The organism is Mycolicibacterium sp. ND9-15 (assembly GCF_035918395.1).
Lineage (GTDB): Bacteria > Actinomycetota > Actinomycetes > Mycobacteriales > Mycobacteriaceae > Mycobacterium.
The window spans coordinates 3846195-3862689 of the sequence record NZ_CP142362.1; the positions used below are offsets into that span (position 1 = coordinate 3846195).

Genomic DNA, 16495 nt, shown 5'->3' on the forward strand with positions numbered 1-16495 from the left:
CGGATTCGTCTTCGGTGCCCCCACGCCGTAGCCGCCGGCATAGCCGGGCGCGCCATATCCGGCGGGTGACCCGTACGGCGACGATGCGCCGTAGGGCGATGCGCCATAGGGCGGGGGCGGATAGCTCTGCCCGAAGTTGGAGGGGTCGGAGTAGGGCGGCGGATAGGTGCTTGGCGACGGAGGCGGGTAAGTCGGGGGTGGGTAGGCGCCTGACGGCGGTGGCGGGTAACTCGGCGGCGGGGAATAGCTCGGCGAATAGCCGGCCGATGGGTCGTAACCGGACGGAGCCTCATACGGTGCGCCATAGGCGGGAGATATGTACCCGGATTGGTCAGGCGGCTCGAAGGGGGCCGACGTCTGCCCGCCCTCGGCCTGCGTCCCCGTCTGGTGGGTGGACTGCTCGATCGGTGGCGCTTCAGAGCCCCCCGAAGTCGGCTCGGACGCACCGCTGGTGGCTCCGGATGATGCCGTTTGTCCTGCGTCCTCGCCGGGATTTGTCATGCTGTCAACCTAGCGCACGCGCCGGGCACGATCGCGGCTCTCGCGGCGTTGAATCAGTTGGAAGCGACACCCCGATCGGACGCGAAGAAGACGCGAAGAAGAGGAGATGGAGCAGCGATGACCAGTCCGTTTCAGCCTGGACAGGGTCCCGGGGCAGCGCCGGGTACCGCGAGCACGAGGCGTGGGCCCGCCGGCCTGCCGACGCCGCCGAAGGGCTGGCCGATCGGTTCTTACCCGACTTACGCCGAGGCGCAACGCGCCGTGGACTATCTGTCGGACCAGGAATTCCCGGTACAGCAGGTAACCATCGTCGGTGTCGACCTGATGCAGGTCGAACGCGTCACCGGCCGGTTGACGTGGCTCAAGGTGCTCGGTGGCGGTGTGCTGACCGGCGCCTGGCTGGGCTTGTTCATCGGCCTGATCCTCGGATTTTTCAGCCCCAGCCCGTGGGGGGCGCTTGCGACCGGCCTGATTGCCGGCGTGTTCTTCGGCCTCATCACGTCGGCGATCCCGTACGCGATGGCGCGTGGCACAAGAGATTTCAGCTCGACGCTGCAACTCGTCGCCGGTCGCTACGACGTACTGTGCGATCCGCAGAGCGCCGAACATGGACGGGATCTGCTGGCGCGCTTGACCATCTGACGTCCGCCCGTCTTTTCCCGCGAGCGTGCGTGTTTGCCGACGACACACCGCCACCAGCGCGGAGTTTGCGCACGTTCGCAATTGCGTAACAGTGCGCGACGCGCGCATCCGAGGTGTTGCAAACCACACCGTTGTGGCAATACGGTTTGCGCGTGTGCCCACGGCGGCTAGGTTGTGCGGCGATCGCTGCGCTGACGACAGCGTCGATGTTGACGGCTTGCGGTTCGGACAGCGGCGGCATCGTCGTCAACTACTACACACCGGCTAACGAGGCGCAGACATTCACGGCCGTCGCCAAGCGGTGCAACGAAGAGCTCGGCGGTCGGTTCACCATCCAGCAGATGAGCCTGCCGAAGGGCGCCGACGACCAGCGGCTTCAGCTCGCGCGGCGGCTTACCGGCAATGACCGAGCCCTCGACGTGATGGCGCTCGACGTGGTCTGGACCGCCGAGTTCGCCGAAGCCGGTTGGGCCCTGCCGCTCTCCGACGATCCGGCGGGCCAAGCGGAGGCCGATGCGAGAGCCAACACCCTGCCCGGACCGTTGGAGACCGCCACCTGGCAGGGCAAGCTGTACGCCGCTCCAATCACCACCAACACCCAACTACTTTGGTATCGCGCCGATCTGATGCCGGAGGCACCGGCGACGTGGGACGACATGGTGGCCGAGGCGACCAGGTTGCACGCGGCGGGCGAACCGAGCTGGATTGCAGTACAAGGGAAACAGTACGAGGGTCTGGTCGTCTGGTTCAACACCCTGCTGGAAAGCGCGGGCGGTCAGGTGCTTTCGGACGACGGTGAACGCGTCACTCTCACTGACACACCCGAACACCGGGCCGCCACCGTCAAGGCGCTGCAGATCATCAAGGACGTCGCCACCGCACCGGGGGCCGACCCGTCGGTGACGCAGACCGACGAGACCACCGCGCGGCTGGCACTCGAACAAGGCAAGGCCGCGCTCGAGGTGAACTGGCCGTACGTGCTGCCGTCGCTGCTCGAAAACGCGGTCAAGGGCGGTGTGTCGTTCCTGCCGCTCAACGAGGATCCTGCCCTCGCCGACAGCATCAACGACGTCGGAACCTTCTCGCCGAGCGACGAGCAGTTCGAGTCGGCGTTCGAGGCGAGCAAGAAGGTATTCGGGTTCGCCCACTATCCGGGTATCCGACCGGGCGAGTGGGCCAGGGTCACCATCGGCGGGTTGAACCTCGCCGTCGCGAGGACGACCCAGCACAAAGCCGAGGCGTTCGAGGCCATCCGATGCCTGCGCAACGTCGAGAACCAGCGGTACACCTCGGTCGAGGGTGGCCTGCCCGCGGTTCGCGTCTCGCTGTACGACGATCCGGCGTTCCAGGCGAAGTACCCTCAGTACGAGATCATCCGCGAGCAACTCACGAATGCCGCCGTCCGTCCGGCCACTCCCGTTTACCAGGCGGTGTCCACCCGCATCTCCGCCACGCTGGCGCCGATCACCGACATCGACCCGGAACGCACCGCCGACGAACTTGCCGAGCAGGTGCAGAAGGCCATCGAGGGTAAGGGGCTGATCCCGTGACCGCGCCACCGGCGGCTGCGACCACTTCGGCCGCTCCCGCGGCGACAGGCAGCGACAACACCCGCTCGGAGCGGAAGCTGGCGTTTCTTCTGATCGCACCCGCGGTCCTGCTGATGCTCGCGGTCACCGGCTATCCGATCGTTTATGCGGTCTGGCTGAGCTTGCAGCGCAACAACATGGCGGCGCCGGAGGACACCGAGTTCATCGGGCTGACCAACTATGTCACCATCCTCACCGACCGGTACTGGTGGACAGCGTTTTTCGTCACGCTGGCCATCACCGTCATCTCGGTGGCCTTCGAATTCGTGCTCGGCATGGCGCTGGCGCTGGTCATGCACCGCACCATCTTCGGCAAGGGCGTCGTGCGAACGGCGATCCTGATCCCGTACGGAATCGTCACCGTCGCCGCGTCGTACAGCTGGTACTACGCCTGGACACCGGGCACCGGCTATCTGGCGAACCTGTTGCCAGAGGGCAGCGCCCCGTTGACCGAACAGATCCCGTCGCTGGCGATCGTCGTGCTCGCCGAGGTGTGGAAGACCACGCCGTTCATGGCGCTGCTGCTGCTGGCGGGGTTGGCGCTGGTGCCGCAGGATCTGCTCAACGCCGCACAGGTCGACGGCGCCGGCGCGTGGAAGCGGCTCGTCAAGGTCATCCTGCCGCTGATCAAGCCGGCAATCCTGGTGGCACTGCTGTTCCGTACGCTCGACGCGTTCCGGATCTTCGACAACATCTACATACTCACCGGCGGTGCGAACAACACCGGTTCGGTGTCAATCCTGGGTTACGACAACTTGTTCAAAGCGTTCAACGTGGGTCTGGGCTCGGCGATCAGCGTGCTGATCTTCCTGTGCGTGGCGATCATCGCCTTGATCTACATCAAGGTGTTCGGTGCGGCGGCGCCCGGGGCCGCGGAGGAGCATCGCTGATGGCTGAGCGGGTGGGTGCGGCACGTGCGACCGGTTGGACGGTCGTCAACGTCCTGGTCGTCATCTATGCGCTTTTTCCGGTGCTGTGGATCCTGTCCCTGTCGCTGAAGCCGACGTCAAGTGTCAAGGACGGCAAGCTGATTCCCGCGGAAATCACCTTCGCCAACTACAAGGCGATATTCGTGGGCGGCAGCAACGGGGTCTTCACCTCGGCGTTGATCAACTCGATAGGTATCGGCCTCATCACCACCGTCATCGCGGTGGTGCTCGGAGGCATGGCCGCATACGCGGTCGCGCGTCTGGACTTCCCGGGCAAGCGGCTTTTGATCGGCGTCGCATTGCTGATCGCGATGTTTCCGCACATTTCGCTCGTCACACCGATTTTCAACATCGAGCGGACGATCGGGCTTTTCGATACGTGGCCCGGGCTGATCATCCCGTACATCACGTTCGCGCTCCCGCTGGCCATTTACACGCTCTCGGCGTTCTTCCGGGAGATCCCATGGGACCTGGAGAAGGCGGCCAAGATGGACGGCGCCACCCCCGCGCAGGCTTTTCGCAAGGTGATCGCCCCGTTGGCTGCGCCGGGAATCGTCACCGCCGCGATCCTGGTGTTCATCTTCGCGTGGAACGACCTGCTGCTGGCGCTGTCGCTGACCGCGACCGAACGCGCGATCACCGCTCCGGTGGCCATCGCAAACTTCACCGGGAGTTCGCAGTTCGAGGAGCCGACCGGATCGATCGCGGCGGGTGCGATGGTCATCACCATCCCGATCGTCGTCTTTGTTCTCATCTTCCAGCGGCGGATCGTCGCCGGACTGACATCGGGCGCGGTGAAGGGGTAGTTCATGGCCGAAATCGTGTTGGACCGGGTGACCAAGAGTTACCCCAACGGCGCGGGCGGAGTCAGGGAGGCCGTCCACGAGCTGTCGATGACGATCGCCGACGGCGAGTTCATCATCCTCGTCGGCCCGTCCGGGTGCGGAAAGTCGACGACGCTCAACATGATCGCGGGCCTGGAGGACATCACGTCGGGCGAACTGCGCATCGGTGGCGAGCGGGTCAACGAGAAGGCGCCCAAGGATCGCGACATCGCGATGGTGTTCCAGTCCTACGCGCTGTATCCGCATATGACCGTTCGACAGAACATCGCGTTTCCGCTCACACTCGCCAAGATCAAGAAGGACGAAATCGCGCGCAAGGTCGACGAGGCCGCGAAAACCCTTGACCTGAGCGAACTTCTGGACCGCAAACCGGCCCAGCTCTCCGGCGGTCAACGCCAGCGCGTCGCGATGGGGCGGGCGATCGTGCGGGACCCCAGGGCCTTCTTGATGGACGAACCGCTGTCGAACCTCGACGCCAAGTTGCGCGTGCAGATGCGCTCGGAGATCGCGCGACTGCAAGACCGGTTGGGGACAACCACCGTCTACGTCACCCACGACCAGACCGAGGCGATGACGCTGGGCGACCGCGTCGTGGTGCTGCTCGCCGGGGTGGCCCAGCAGATCGGCACGCCCGAAGATCTCTACAACCGCCCCGCAAATTTGTTCGTCGCCGGCTTCATCGGCTCGCCCGCGATGAATTTCTTCCCCGCGACCATCACCGACATCGGTGTGCGGCTGCCGTTCGGCGAGGTCACGCTCACCCAGGAGACGCACGACCTGCTGGCGCGGCGCAACGCGCCGACCAACGTGATAGCCGGCATCCGGCCCGAACATTTCGAGGATGCCGCCGTGCTCGACGGATACGCGCGGATTCGTGCGCTGACCTTCGACGTAAAGGTCGACATGGTGGAGTCACTGGGCGCGGACAAGTACCTGCACTTCAAGACCGAAGGTGCCGGGGCCCGTTCGGCGCAGCTCGCCGAGTTGGCGGCCGAGTCCGGTATAGGTGAAAACGAATTCGTGGCACGGATTTCGGCCGAGTCGACGGCCAGGCGGGGCGACACGATCCAGCTGGCGTTCGACACCTCGAAGCTGGTCGTCTTCGACCCCGAGTCGGGCAGGAACCTGACCCTGCCCGACGACGTGCCCACTCCGGCCGAGTGATCGACGTCCTGGCGCAGGTCCGCGCGCACTTGGAGGAGCATTTCGCCGGAATCGGCATCACCGCCGAACCGGACGCCGCCAGCGTCACGTTTCTCGGTACCGAGACGATCGACGTGCTTCGGTTCGGCCCCGACATCAACAACGACGGCGTTTACCACTATGTGTCGCTTGGCTGTTCGCGACACCCGATGCTCGACCCCGCCGAGATGGTGACCGATGTGATGCACGGTCGTGCGGAGGTGACAGTCGCGCTGCGCGGCCCGGCGCCGCGCGGACTGTCCCGATCTATCGCGATAGTCGCGGCTGCGCCGGCAGTCGAAGGGTTGATCCTCGAACCTGACGCGCTGATCGACCTGGAGACACCTCTGTGGGAAGGTGCGCCGTTCGGCGCTTTCCTGTTGAGCCGCAGCCTTATCGACGACGTCACACTCCCGCCGCCGCTGCAGCCGGTGGCTATCCTCTCGGCGACGCCGATCACCGCCACCGAAGCGGCGTGGGTCCGGCTCAAGGGTGCCGATGCGATGCGCGAGGCCTGGCTGCAGGACGGCGTCGACGTGCTCGACCCTTCCCGCCGGGCCGCGAAACCGAGCTAGAGCCCGCGCAAGCGGCCGCGAAACGGTATTCCAGCAGAAGAACTTCGAGTGAGGGCCTGCTGGAATACCGTTTCGCGGATCAGAGCCAATTGTTGTGGCGGAACGTGCGATACAGCAGCGTGCACACCAACGCCATCAGCAGCAGCACCGCGGGGTAACCCCACGACCAGTCCAACTCCGGCATGTGGTCGAAGTTCATGCCGTAGACGCCCGCGATCGCCGTCGGCACCGCCGCGATGGCCACCCACGCCGAGATCTTGCGCATGTCGGTGTTCTGTTGCATCGCCACCTTGCCGAGCGCAGCCTGCACCAGCGACGTCAACATCTCGTCGAAGCTGGCGATGCGATCCGACGCCTTGGCGTTGTGGTCGAACACGTCGCCCATGTAGCGGCGCACTTCGACCGAGACGAGGTCATCGTGATCAGACACCATCCGCTGCAGCGCCGTGGTGAGCGGGCTGACCGCTCGGCGTAACTCGACCACCTCACGCTTGAGTAGATAGATGTACTCGACGTTGGTCTGACTGTTCGGCGAGAAGATCTCTTCCTGCATCGCATCGACGTCGGCTTCGACGAGTTCAGTGACCTCGAGGTAGCCGTCGACGACGTGGTCGGCGATCGCGTGCATGACGCCATAGGGGCCGAGTTCGGCCAGCCCCGGTGAGGCGTCCAGTCGCTTCCGCACGCTCGCCAATCCGCTGTGGTCGCCATGGCGCACGGTCACCACGAAATCTGCCCCGGCGAAGATCATGATTTCGCCGGTCTCCACGATGTCGCGCGCATTGGCCACCGACTCGTGTTCGACGTAGTTGACGGTCTTGAGCACCAGGAACAAGGTGTCGTCGTAGCGGTCCAGCTTGGGCCGCTGATGGGCGTGTACGGCGTCCTCGACGGCCAGTTCGTGCAGGCCGAACACGTCGGCCACCGATTGCATCTGTGCGTCGTCGGGTTCGTGCAGCCCGATCCAGACGAACGCCTTCTTACCGTTGCGCTCCAGTTGGCGCACCTCGCTCAGCGCCGCGGCGGTGGAGTACGTGCCCGGCATCCGAGTTCCCTCGCAGTAGATGCCGCAGTCGACGGTGACGTTGGTCACCGGTGCGTGGCCGCCGGCCCGGGCATGCGGCGTTGCGGGAGCGTGGCCGGTCGGGCGAAATGACGGCATCGGGTCGCTCCCCCCGGACGGTCGGGGCCCAGGTAGTGGGCCGGCGTCGATGCTACGCGGTTGGGCGCATCGGCTGCCTGCTAGTTTGGCCCCGAACCCAAACCGCCCGCGGTGCGGGCAACGCACATCCGTCCAAGGAGCATCTGACGTGAGCACAACTCCCCTCAAGGTCGCCGTCACCGGTGCCGCCGGCCAGATCGGCTATAGCCTGCTCTTCCGCCTCGCGAGCGGTTCGCTGCTCGGGCCGGACCGGCCGATCGAGCTGAGGTTGCTCGAGATCGAGCCGGCGCTCAAAGCGCTCGAGGGTGTCGTGATGGAGCTCGACGACTGCGCGTTCCCGCTGCTCGCCGGTGTCGAGATCGGCGCCGACGCGAACAAGATCTTCAACGGCGTGAACCTGGCGCTGCTCGTCGGCGCCCGCCCCCGCGGCCCCGGCATGGAGCGCAGCGACCTGCTCGAAGCCAACGGCGCGATCTTCACCGCCCAGGGCAAGGCGCTCAACGACGTCGCCGCCGACGATGTGCGCATCGGGGTGACCGGTAACCCGGCCAACACCAACGCGCTCATCGCGATGACCAACGCTCCGGACATCCCCCGCGAGCGGTTCTCGGCGCTGACCCGCCTGGACCACAACAGGGCGATCAGCCAACTGGCCCGCAGGACCGGCGCCAAGGTCACCGACATCAAGAAGATGACGATCTGGGGCAACCACTCGGCCACGCAGTATCCCGACATCTTCCACGCCGAGGTCGGCGGCCGCAACGCCGCCGAGGTGGTCAACGACCAGAACTGGATCGCGAACGACTTCATCCCGACCGTGGCCAAGCGCGGCGCGGCGATCATCGACGCCCGCGGCGCCTCGTCGGCGGCTTCGGCCGCGTCGGCGACCGTCGACGCCGCCCGGGACTGGCTGCTGGGTTCCCCATCCGACGACTGGGTGTCGATGGCGGTGGTTTCCGACGGGTCCTACGGCGTGCCCGAGGGTTTGATCTCGTCGTTCCCGGTGACGACGAAGGACGGCAACTGGTCGATCGTGCAGGGGCTGGAGATCGACGACTTCTCCCGCAGCCGCATCGACAAGTCGACGGCCGAACTCGCCGACGAACGCACAGCGGTCACGGACTTGGGCCTGATCTGAAGCGGGCGGCCGATTAGGTTACCTACCAGTTCGGTCGTTAACCTGGTCGCCGTGTCGCAAGCGGTGAGAGACATTCCATTGAGCGGATCCCGTATCGATCTCAGCGATGAGGAGATCTTCGCTGCCCACCTGGGCGGCAAGCTCTCGGTGGCACTGAACGCAGCACTCGACACCGAACGGGCACTGTCGATCGCTTACACGCCGGGCGTGGCCCAGGTCAGCCGGGCCATCGCCGCGGACCACACGCTGGCCGCCCGTTACACATGGGCGAGCCGGATGGTGGCGGTGGTCAGTGACGGCACCTCGGTGCTCGGGCTCGGGGACATCGGCCCCGCGGCGTCGCTGCCGGTGATGGAGGGCAAGAGTGCGCTGTTCAAGGCGTTCGCCGACCTCGACTCGATCCCGATCGTGCTCGACACCAAGGACACCGACGAGATCGTCGAGACCTTGGTCAGGCTGCGCCCGACGTTCGGGGCGGTCAATCTCGAGGACATCTCGGCACCGCGGTGCTTCGAGATCGAGCGTCGCCTGATCGAGGCGCTGGACTGCCCGGTCATGCACGACGACCAGCACGGCACCGCGATCGTCGTGCTGGCGGCGCTGATGGGGGCGGCCAAGGTCGTAAAGCGCGAGATGGCTTCGCTGCGGGTGGTGGTCTCCGGCGCCGGTGCGGCCGGTGTCGCGTGCGCGAAAATCCTGATGGCCGCCGGTGTCAACGACATCACACTGCTCGATTCGCACGGCATCGTGCACAAGGGTCGCGAGAGCCTCAACGCCTACAAGACCGAGATGGCCGAGCTCAGCAACCCGCGTGGGCTGACGGGTGGGATCGCCGAGGCGCTCGAGGGCGCCGACGTGTTTCTCGGGCTGTCGGCGGGTGTCGTGCCGGCCGACCTGATCGCCTCGATGGCGCCGGACTCGATCGTGTTCGCATTGTCGAATCCGGATCCGGAGATTGATCCGGACGAGGCGGGCAGGTACGCGGCCGTCGTCGCCACCGGGCGCAGCGACTTCCCGAACCAGATCAACAACGTGCTCGCCTTCCCCGGCGTGTTCCGGGGTGCGCTGGACGCCGGCGCGCGCCGCATCACCGAGCGGATGAAAGTGGCCGCCGCCGAGGCGATCTTCTCGGTGGTCGAAGACGACCTGGCGGCCGACCGCATCGTGCCGAGCGTGTTGGATCCCCGGGTGTCGCCCGCGGTGGCGCAGGCGGTCGCCAGCGCGTCCGGCGGCTAGGGTCGCTAGTGAGCCGGCGGCTGGCGCTGGCGCTCGTCGCGGTGATCGTGGCGGGCACCGCCGCATGCGGCGGGCACAGTGAGACGCCGTCGATCGCGGTCGGCACCACGGCGAGTCCCGAGTCGACGTTGATCGCCCATCTGTACGCAGCGGCATTGCGCTCCTACGGCAACGCCGCCCATGTCGAGACCACCGAAGATCCGCTTACCGAACTGGATTCGGCCGCGATGCGCGTCGTCCCCGGCCTGACCGGGCGGTTCCTGTACAGGTTCAATCCCGAGTCTGCCGCGCGCGCTCCGGCGCAGGTCTATCGGGAGATGGTGTCTGCGTTGCCCGAGGGCGTCGCCGCGGGTGACTACACGACGTCGGCCGAGGACAAGCCCGCGCTCGCCGTCTCCGACGCGACGGCGCAGAGGTGGGACGGCCGCGATGTCACCGCGGCCGTGCGCAACTGCGACCAACTCACCGTCGCCGCGGTCGTCGATGCGCGCAGGCCAACGACGATCGGGGCATGTAAGCCCAAGGTGGCCGAATTCCGCGACAGCGCGGCGGTATTCGAGGCGGTGCGCTTGGGCCGGTTCCGCGCGGCGTGGACGACCACCGCGGCGCCGGGAATCCCGCCCGAGCTGCTGATGCTGTCGGATCGCACGTCGCTGATCCGCGCGGAGAACCTGGTGCCGCTGTACCGCCGCAACGAACTCAACGAGTCGCAGGTGCTTGCGCTCAACGAGGTGGCCGGTGTGCTGGACACCGCCGCGTTGGCGGAGATGTTCGCCCGGGTGGCCGACGGTGCCGACCCGGGACACGTGGCCGACGTGTTCCTCGCCGAGCACCCCTTGGGCGACTCCTAAACCTCTCCGCGAGATCTCTCCGCGAGTGTGCGCGTCTGAATACGACACGCCGCGATTTTTCGACGGTTTGCGCACGCGCACGCGGGCCCGAGCGTCCGTCAGTGTGCGTTGGGCACCAGCCGCTTCACCACGGTGGAGAACAGTCGCTGATACCCCGAACCGGTGAGCCGCACGATCAGGTCGAGGATCTTGGCATCGGCGCCGACGAGCACCCTGGGCCGGTTTTTGCGGACGCCGTCGAGGATGATCTTCGCCGCCTGCTCGGGGGTGGTCCGCGTCAGCCTCGTGTCGAAGGTTTTCGTCAGGCCTTCCCGGTCGACGCCTTCGGCGGCCGTCGAATTGCGCATGATCGCCGTCTTGATCCCGCCGGGGTGGATGGTGGTGACCTTGACCGGATGTCCGGCGGCCTCCATCTCCTGACGCAACGCCTCGGTGAACCCGCGGACCGCGAACTTCGCCGAGTTGTACGCCGCCTGGCCGGGCACGGAGAAGATGCCGAACAGGCTGGAGACGTTGACGACATGCCCGTCGCCCGAGGCGATCAGATGCGGCAGGAAGACCTTGGTGCCGTTGACCACGCCCCAATAGTCGACGTCCATCACGCGTTCGAAGTCCTTGAACGGCGTGACCTCGACGTCGCCGACATAGGCGATGCCCGCATTGTTGTAGATCTGGTTGACCTTGCCGAAGTGCTCGACCACCGCGTCGGCGTACAACTCGAACGCCTCACGTTCGGTCACGTCGAGACGGTCCACCTTCACGGGCGCGCCGATCGCCTTAAGGCTCTCTTCGGTCGATGCCAAGCCCTCGGGGTCGACGTCGCTGATCGCCACACTGGCGCCCGACCTGGCCAGTTCGATCGCCAGCGCCTGCCCGATACCCGACCCGGCGCCGGTCACCACGGCGACCTTCCCGGCGAAGCCCTGCATAACCACTCCCTCGTGTCCGTTGCCGTCAAGAGGTTAGCCGGTACCGCCGGTAGCGCCGTCACGCACCCTCGATTGTGCGCGAGCGTGCGCGAACTGCTGTGAATCCGCGGCGCGTCGTATGCAAACACGCACGGTCGCGCAATAGAGCTAGGCGAAGGCCTCGTCGATGATCTCCTGCTGCTCGACGGCGTGCACCTTCGACGACCCCGACGACGGCGCCGACATCGCCCGCCGCGAGATCCGAGTGATGCCGGACAGCTTCTCCGGCAGCACCTCCGGCAGAGTCAGCCCGAACGTCGGCCACGCGCCCTGGTTCGCCGGCTCCTCCTGCACCCAGAAGTACTCCTCGATGTTGGGGTACCGGTCCAGTGTCTCGGCCAAGCGCCGTCGCGGCAGCGGCGCGAGTTGCTCGACCCGGACGATCGCCAGGTCGTCGCGCTTCTCCTTGTTCTTGCGGGCCGCCAACTCGTAGTAGATCTTGCCGCTCGTCAACAGCATGCGCTTGGCCTTGCTGCGGTCGCCGTCACCGTCGGTGTAGGTCGGTTCCTCGAGTACCGAGCGGAACTTCTGCTCGGTGAAGTCGCGAATGTCGCTGACGGCGGCCTTGTTTCGTAGCATCGACTTCGGCGTGAACACGATGAGCGGCCGGTGAATGCCGTCCAGAGCATGGCGCCGCAGCAGGTGGAAGTAGTTGGCCGGCGTGGACGGCACCGCGATCGTCATCGAGCCCTCGGCCCACAGCAGCAGGAACCGCTCGATGCGGCCCGACGTGTGGTCCGGCCCCTGGCCCTCATGCCCGTGCGGCAGCAGTAGCACGACGTCGGAGAGTTGGCCCCACTTGGCCTCGCCGGAGCTGATGAACTCGTCGATGATCGACTGCGCTCCGTTGATGAAGTCGCCGAACTGTGCCTCCCACAACACCATTGCGTCAGGATTGCCCACTGAGTAGCCGTACTCGAAGCCGACGGCGGCGAACTCCGACAGCGGCGAGTCGTACACCATGAACCGGCCGCCCGTCGGGCTGCCGTCCTTGTCGACGGTCAACAGCTGCAGCGGGGTGAACTCCTGGCCCGTCTTGCGGTCGATGATCACCGAATGGCGCTGGGTGAACGTGCCGCGCCGGGTGTCCTGCCCCGACAGCCGCACCGTCTTGCCCTCGGCGATCAGCGAGCCGAGCGCCAGCAGCTCGGCGAAGGCCCAGTCCACCTTGCCCTCGTAGGCCATCTCGCGCCGCTTCTCGAGCACCGGCTTGACCCGCGGATGCACGTTGAAGCCTTCGGGCAGCGCCAGGTGCGCGTCGCCGATGCGGGCCAGCAGCGACTTGTCCACCGCGGTGTTGGTGCCGGCGGGCACCATCTGGTCGGCCTCCACCGAGGCGCTCGGCTCGATCGCGTGCTTCTCCAGCTCGCGGACCTCGTTGAAGACCCGTTCCAACTGGCCCTGGTAGTCGCGCAGCGCGTCTTCGGCCTCTTTCATCGAGATGTCGCCGCGGCCGATCAGCGCTTCGGTGTAGCTCTTGCGCACACCGCGTTTGACGTCGATCGCGTCGTACATCGCCGGTTGCGTCATCGAGGGGTCGTCGCCTTCGTTGTGCCCGCGACGGCGGTAGCACAGCATGTCGATGACGACGTCCTTCTTGAACTTCTGCCGGAAGTCGACCGCGAGCCTGGCCACCCAGTCGGCGGCCTCGGGATCGTCGCCGTTCACGTGGAAGATCGGCGCGCCGATCATCTTCGCGACGTCGGTGCAGTACTCCGAGGACTTGGCGTCGAAAGGTGATGTGGTGAAACCGATCTGGTTGTTGACGATGATGTGGATGGTGCCGCCGGTGCCGTACCCCCGCAGCAGGGCGAGGTTCAGGGTTTCGGCCACCACCCCCTGTCCGGCGAACGCCGCGTCGCCGTGCAGCATCAGCGGCACGACGCTGAAGACCTTCGAGTTTTCGTCGTCGTTCGCGTCGATCAGGTCCTGTTTGGCGCGCACCAGACCTTCCAGGACCGGGTCGACGGCTTCGAGGTGCGACGGGTTGGCCACCAGCGACACGTCGATGTCGTTGTCGCCGAACATCTGAATGAACTTGCCGGACGCGCCGAGGTGATACTTCACGTCGCCGGAGCCGTGCGCCTGCGACGGGTTCAGATTCCCCTCGAACTCGGAGAATATCTGGGAGTACGGCTTGCCGACGATGTTGGCCAGCACGTTGAGCCGGCCCCGGTGCGGCATCGCGATCACAACCTCGTCGAGCGCATGCTCGGCGCACTGGTCGATGACGGCATCCATGGTCGGGATGACCGTCTCGGCACCCTCGAGCGAGAATCGTTTCTGCCCAACGTATTTGGTCTGTAGAAACGTCTCGAATGCCTCGGCCGCGTTGAGTTTGCTCAGAATGTACTTCTGCTCGGCAACCGTCGGTTTCTCGTGCTTCTTCTCGATGCGATCCTGCAGCCATTGCTGCTGCTCGGGCTCGAGGATGTGGGTGTACTCGACGCCGATGTGGCGGCAGTACGAGTCACGCAGCAGCCCGAGCACGCCGCGCAACTTCTTGTGCTCGGCGCCGGCGAAGCCGTTGACCTTGAACTCCCGGTCCAGGTCCCACAGCGTCAGCCCGTGGGTGAGCACGTCGAGATCGGGGTGGCCGCGGAACCGGTTCTTGTCGAGGCGCAGCGGGTCGATGTCGGCCATCAGGTGACCGCGGTTGCGGTACGCGGCGATCAACTCGATGACACGCGCGTTCTTGTCCTCGATCGAGTCCGGGTTGTCGGTTCGCCACCGAACCGGCTCGTACGGGATGCCGAGCTCGCGGAAGGTCTCGTCGTAGAAGTCGTCGTCGAGCAGCAGTTCGTGCACGGTGCGCAGGAAGTCACCGGACTCGGCACCCTGAATGATCCGGTGGTCGTACGTCGATGTCAGTGTGACCAGCTTGCCCACGCCGAGCTCGGCGATGCGCTCCTCGCTGGCCCCCTGGAACTCGGCCGGATACTCCATCGCGCCCACGCCGATGATCGCGCCCTGACCGCGCATCAGCCGCGGAACCGAGTGCACGGTGCCGATGGTGCCGGGGTTGGTCAGCGAAATCGTCACGCCGGCAAAGTCTTCGGCGGTGAGGTTGCCGTTGCGGGCGCGTCGCACGATGTCCTCGTAGGCGGCGATGAACTGGCCGAACGACATGGCTTCGGCGCCCTTGATGCCGGCCACCACCAGTTGGCGGCTACCGCCCTTGCCCTGCAGGTCGATCGCGAGCCCGAGGCTGACTTGTTCGGGTGTCACCGCGTGCGGCTTACCGTCGATCTCGGCGAAGTGCCGGTTCATGTTCGGGAACTTCTTGACCGCCTGCACGACCGCGTACCCGATGAGGTGGGTGAACGAGATCTTCCCGCCCCGAGTGCGTTTGAGGTGGTTGTTGATGACGATCCGGTTGTCGATCATCAACTTGGCGGGCACCGCGCGGACACTGGTCGCGGTCGGCACCTCCAGCGACGCCGCCATGTTCTTCACGACGGCCGCGGCCGCGCCCCGCAACACCTGCGTCTCCCGGCCCTCGGGCTCCTTGGACTCCTTGGGCGCGGACTCCTTGGGTTTGGGTGCGGACTCCTTGGGCTTGGGTGCGGACTCCTTGGGCTTGCTCGCCGCGCTCGCAGAAGCTTCGGTGTCGGATGCCTTTGTGTCCGGGGTCTTCGCCTTGGGCTCCTTCGCGGGTGCCGCAGAGCCGTTGCCGTCGGTCTTCTGGGGTGCCGGGGCGGGCGCGGGCTCGGGCGGACTCACCGGCGCCGCCCCACGCTGACCATTCCAACTGTCGGAGGTCGGCTCAGGGGAGTAGTCGACCAGGAATTCGTGCCAACTGGGATCAACCGACGAGGGATCCTCGCGGAACTTGCGATACATCTCCTCGACCAACCACTCGTTCTGGCCGAATGGTGAAGGTGAGCTCACGGTAGCTACTCGCCTCGATTCCTTCGCTTCGCGCGAGCGCGTCTCCCACGCTCGCCAGGTTCTCTACGGTTACCCCGCATTTCCGCCGCCTAAAGGCTAGCGCTGAACCAATGGCCAAGCCACGACAACGGCCGTATGGCCGTCGCGAAACGCACGCCACGCCCCGCTAGCCGCGCGGGGGAGGCAGCAGGTGCAGTGTCGCTCGCCACTGCGCCGGCGGATCGCCGAACGCCGCGCGCGCGTTCGCAACGATCCGCTTGCCCATCAGACGGTTACCCACACCACCGACGACGGCACCCACCCCGACCGGAAGCGTCTTACCGAACGCGAGCGCACCCCGCTTGAGCGTGTAGCGCTTGACGAAGTACCTCAGCAGACGCGAGTTCAGTTGTGACAGCGCCGGTAGCGGCAGCGTGGCCGCCCCGTCGGCGACCCAAGCGCCCTTCGTGCGGCCCGAACCGACCAGGTCGGCGATCGCGCGCTTGCTGTCCTCGCCGACCAGCACCGCCAGCACCAGGGCGCGTCTGCGCTCGAGATGATCGGTGGGAATACCGTGCACCTCGCCGACCGCCAGCACGTACAACGCGGTCGCCTCCAAGAAGACGACCGTCTCGCCGGCCACCGACGCCATCGCGGTCAGTGTCCCGATTCCGGGGAAAGCCGCAGCCGACCCGACCGCGGCGCCGCTGGCCGCCACCGCGCTCAGGTAGCGCCTCTCGAGCTTCTTGACTATCTGGGCGGGCGTCGCCTGCGGGTGCTGATCGCGCAGACGGTCTACATAGGTCTTGACCGCCGGTGCCTGTAAGCGTGACCCGCGCTCGATGATTCGGGAAAGCGCCTTCGCCGCGACGCTCGGATCGTCGCCGGGGCCACCGTTGACTTCCGGGTCGACCGCGGGTAGCCGGCTTTTGGCCTTGGACCGGGCACGCATGGGGGTCTCCTGTCGGGATGACTCGCCTCAAGGCTAACGCCTCGGTTAACGAACG

Annotated in this window: 13 protein-coding genes; 9 read left to right on the forward strand and 4 right to left on the reverse strand. The window is 66.2% G+C overall.

Annotated elements, in window-relative coordinates:
• The first annotated feature begins 618 nt into the window (after positions 1-618).
• The 6 genes from QGN32_RS18385 (at position 619) to QGN32_RS18410 (ending at position 6263) form a co-directional block, all read left to right on the forward strand.
• Positions 619-1143 (forward strand): YflT domain-containing protein, encoded by a 525-nt coding sequence (locus QGN32_RS18385; protein ID WP_326545730.1) that lies wholly within the window; start codon positions 619-621, stop codon positions 1141-1143.
• Between the two features lie 152 nt (positions 1144-1295).
• Positions 1296-2693 (forward strand): ABC transporter substrate-binding protein, encoded by a 1398-nt coding sequence (locus QGN32_RS18390; protein ID WP_326545731.1) that lies wholly within the window; start codon positions 1296-1298, stop codon positions 2691-2693.
• Positions 2690-3622 (forward strand): carbohydrate ABC transporter permease, encoded by a 933-nt coding sequence (locus tag QGN32_RS18395; protein WP_326545732.1) that lies wholly within the window; start codon positions 2690-2692, stop codon positions 3620-3622. Before QGN32_RS18390 ends, QGN32_RS18395 begins: the two co-directional genes overlap by 4 nt.
• A gap of 11 nt (positions 3623-3633) precedes the next feature.
• Positions 3634-4467 (forward strand): carbohydrate ABC transporter permease, encoded by an 834-nt coding sequence (locus tag QGN32_RS18400; protein ID WP_326549140.1) that lies wholly within the window; start codon positions 3634-3636, stop codon positions 4465-4467.
• 3 nt (positions 4468-4470) lie between these two features.
• Positions 4471-5670, forward strand: coding sequence for an ABC transporter ATP-binding protein (locus tag QGN32_RS18405; protein ID WP_326545733.1), 1200 nt, complete (start codon positions 4471-4473; stop codon positions 5668-5670).
• Positions 5667-6263 (forward strand): suppressor of fused domain protein, encoded by a 597-nt coding sequence (locus QGN32_RS18410; protein ID WP_326545734.1) that lies wholly within the window; start codon positions 5667-5669, stop codon positions 6261-6263. The genes QGN32_RS18405 and QGN32_RS18410 overlap by 4 nt, the downstream gene beginning before the upstream one ends.
• Before the next feature lie 79 nt (positions 6264-6342).
• Here the strand turns inward: QGN32_RS18410 and corA are convergent, their stop codons facing one another.
• Entirely contained in the window at positions 6343-7425 is a 1083-nt protein-coding gene (corA, locus tag QGN32_RS18415; protein ID WP_326545735.1) for a magnesium/cobalt transporter CorA, read from the reverse strand.
• 148 nt (positions 7426-7573) lie between these two features.
• Between corA and QGN32_RS18420 the strand changes: the two genes are divergently transcribed.
• From QGN32_RS18420 to QGN32_RS18430, 3 genes are read left to right on the forward strand one after another with little or no spacing between them, the layout of a single operon-like run.
• A complete protein-coding gene (locus tag QGN32_RS18420; protein ID WP_326545736.1) occupies positions 7574-8563 on the forward strand; it encodes a malate dehydrogenase in 990 nt (329 codons plus the stop codon).
• A 51-nt stretch (positions 8564-8614) separates the two neighbouring features.
• The gene (locus QGN32_RS18425) at positions 8615-9799 is read left to right on the forward strand and encodes an NAD(P)-dependent malic enzyme (protein WP_326545737.1); all 1185 of its coding nucleotides are present in this window, start codon (positions 8615-8617) and stop codon (positions 9797-9799) included.
• Positions 9800-9807: 8 nt separating this feature from the next.
• Complete coding sequence (locus tag QGN32_RS18430; RefSeq protein WP_326545738.1) at positions 9808-10650, forward strand: type 2 periplasmic-binding domain-containing protein; 843 nt, start codon at positions 9808-9810, stop codon at positions 10648-10650.
• Positions 10651-10748: 98 nt separating this feature from the next.
• Here QGN32_RS18430 and QGN32_RS18435 read toward each other — a convergent pair whose 3' ends face one another.
• The 3 genes from QGN32_RS18435 to QGN32_RS18445 form a co-directional block, all read right to left on the reverse strand.
• Positions 10749-11579, reverse strand: a complete 831-nt coding sequence (locus QGN32_RS18435; protein ID WP_326545739.1) for an SDR family NAD(P)-dependent oxidoreductase — start codon at positions 11577-11579, stop codon at positions 10749-10751.
• Positions 11580-11726: 147 nt separating this feature from the next.
• Positions 11727-15461 carry a multifunctional oxoglutarate decarboxylase/oxoglutarate dehydrogenase thiamine pyrophosphate-binding subunit/dihydrolipoyllysine-residue succinyltransferase subunit gene (locus tag QGN32_RS18440; protein WP_326549141.1) on the reverse strand — a complete coding sequence of 1245 codons (3735 nt, stop codon included), beginning with the start codon at positions 15459-15461 and terminating at the stop codon, positions 11727-11729.
• A 214-nt stretch (positions 15462-15675) separates the two neighbouring features.
• Complete coding sequence (locus tag QGN32_RS18445; RefSeq protein WP_326545740.1) at positions 15676-16440, reverse strand: hypothetical protein; 765 nt, start codon at positions 16438-16440, stop codon at positions 15676-15678.
• Positions 16441-16495 lie beyond the last annotated feature (55 nt).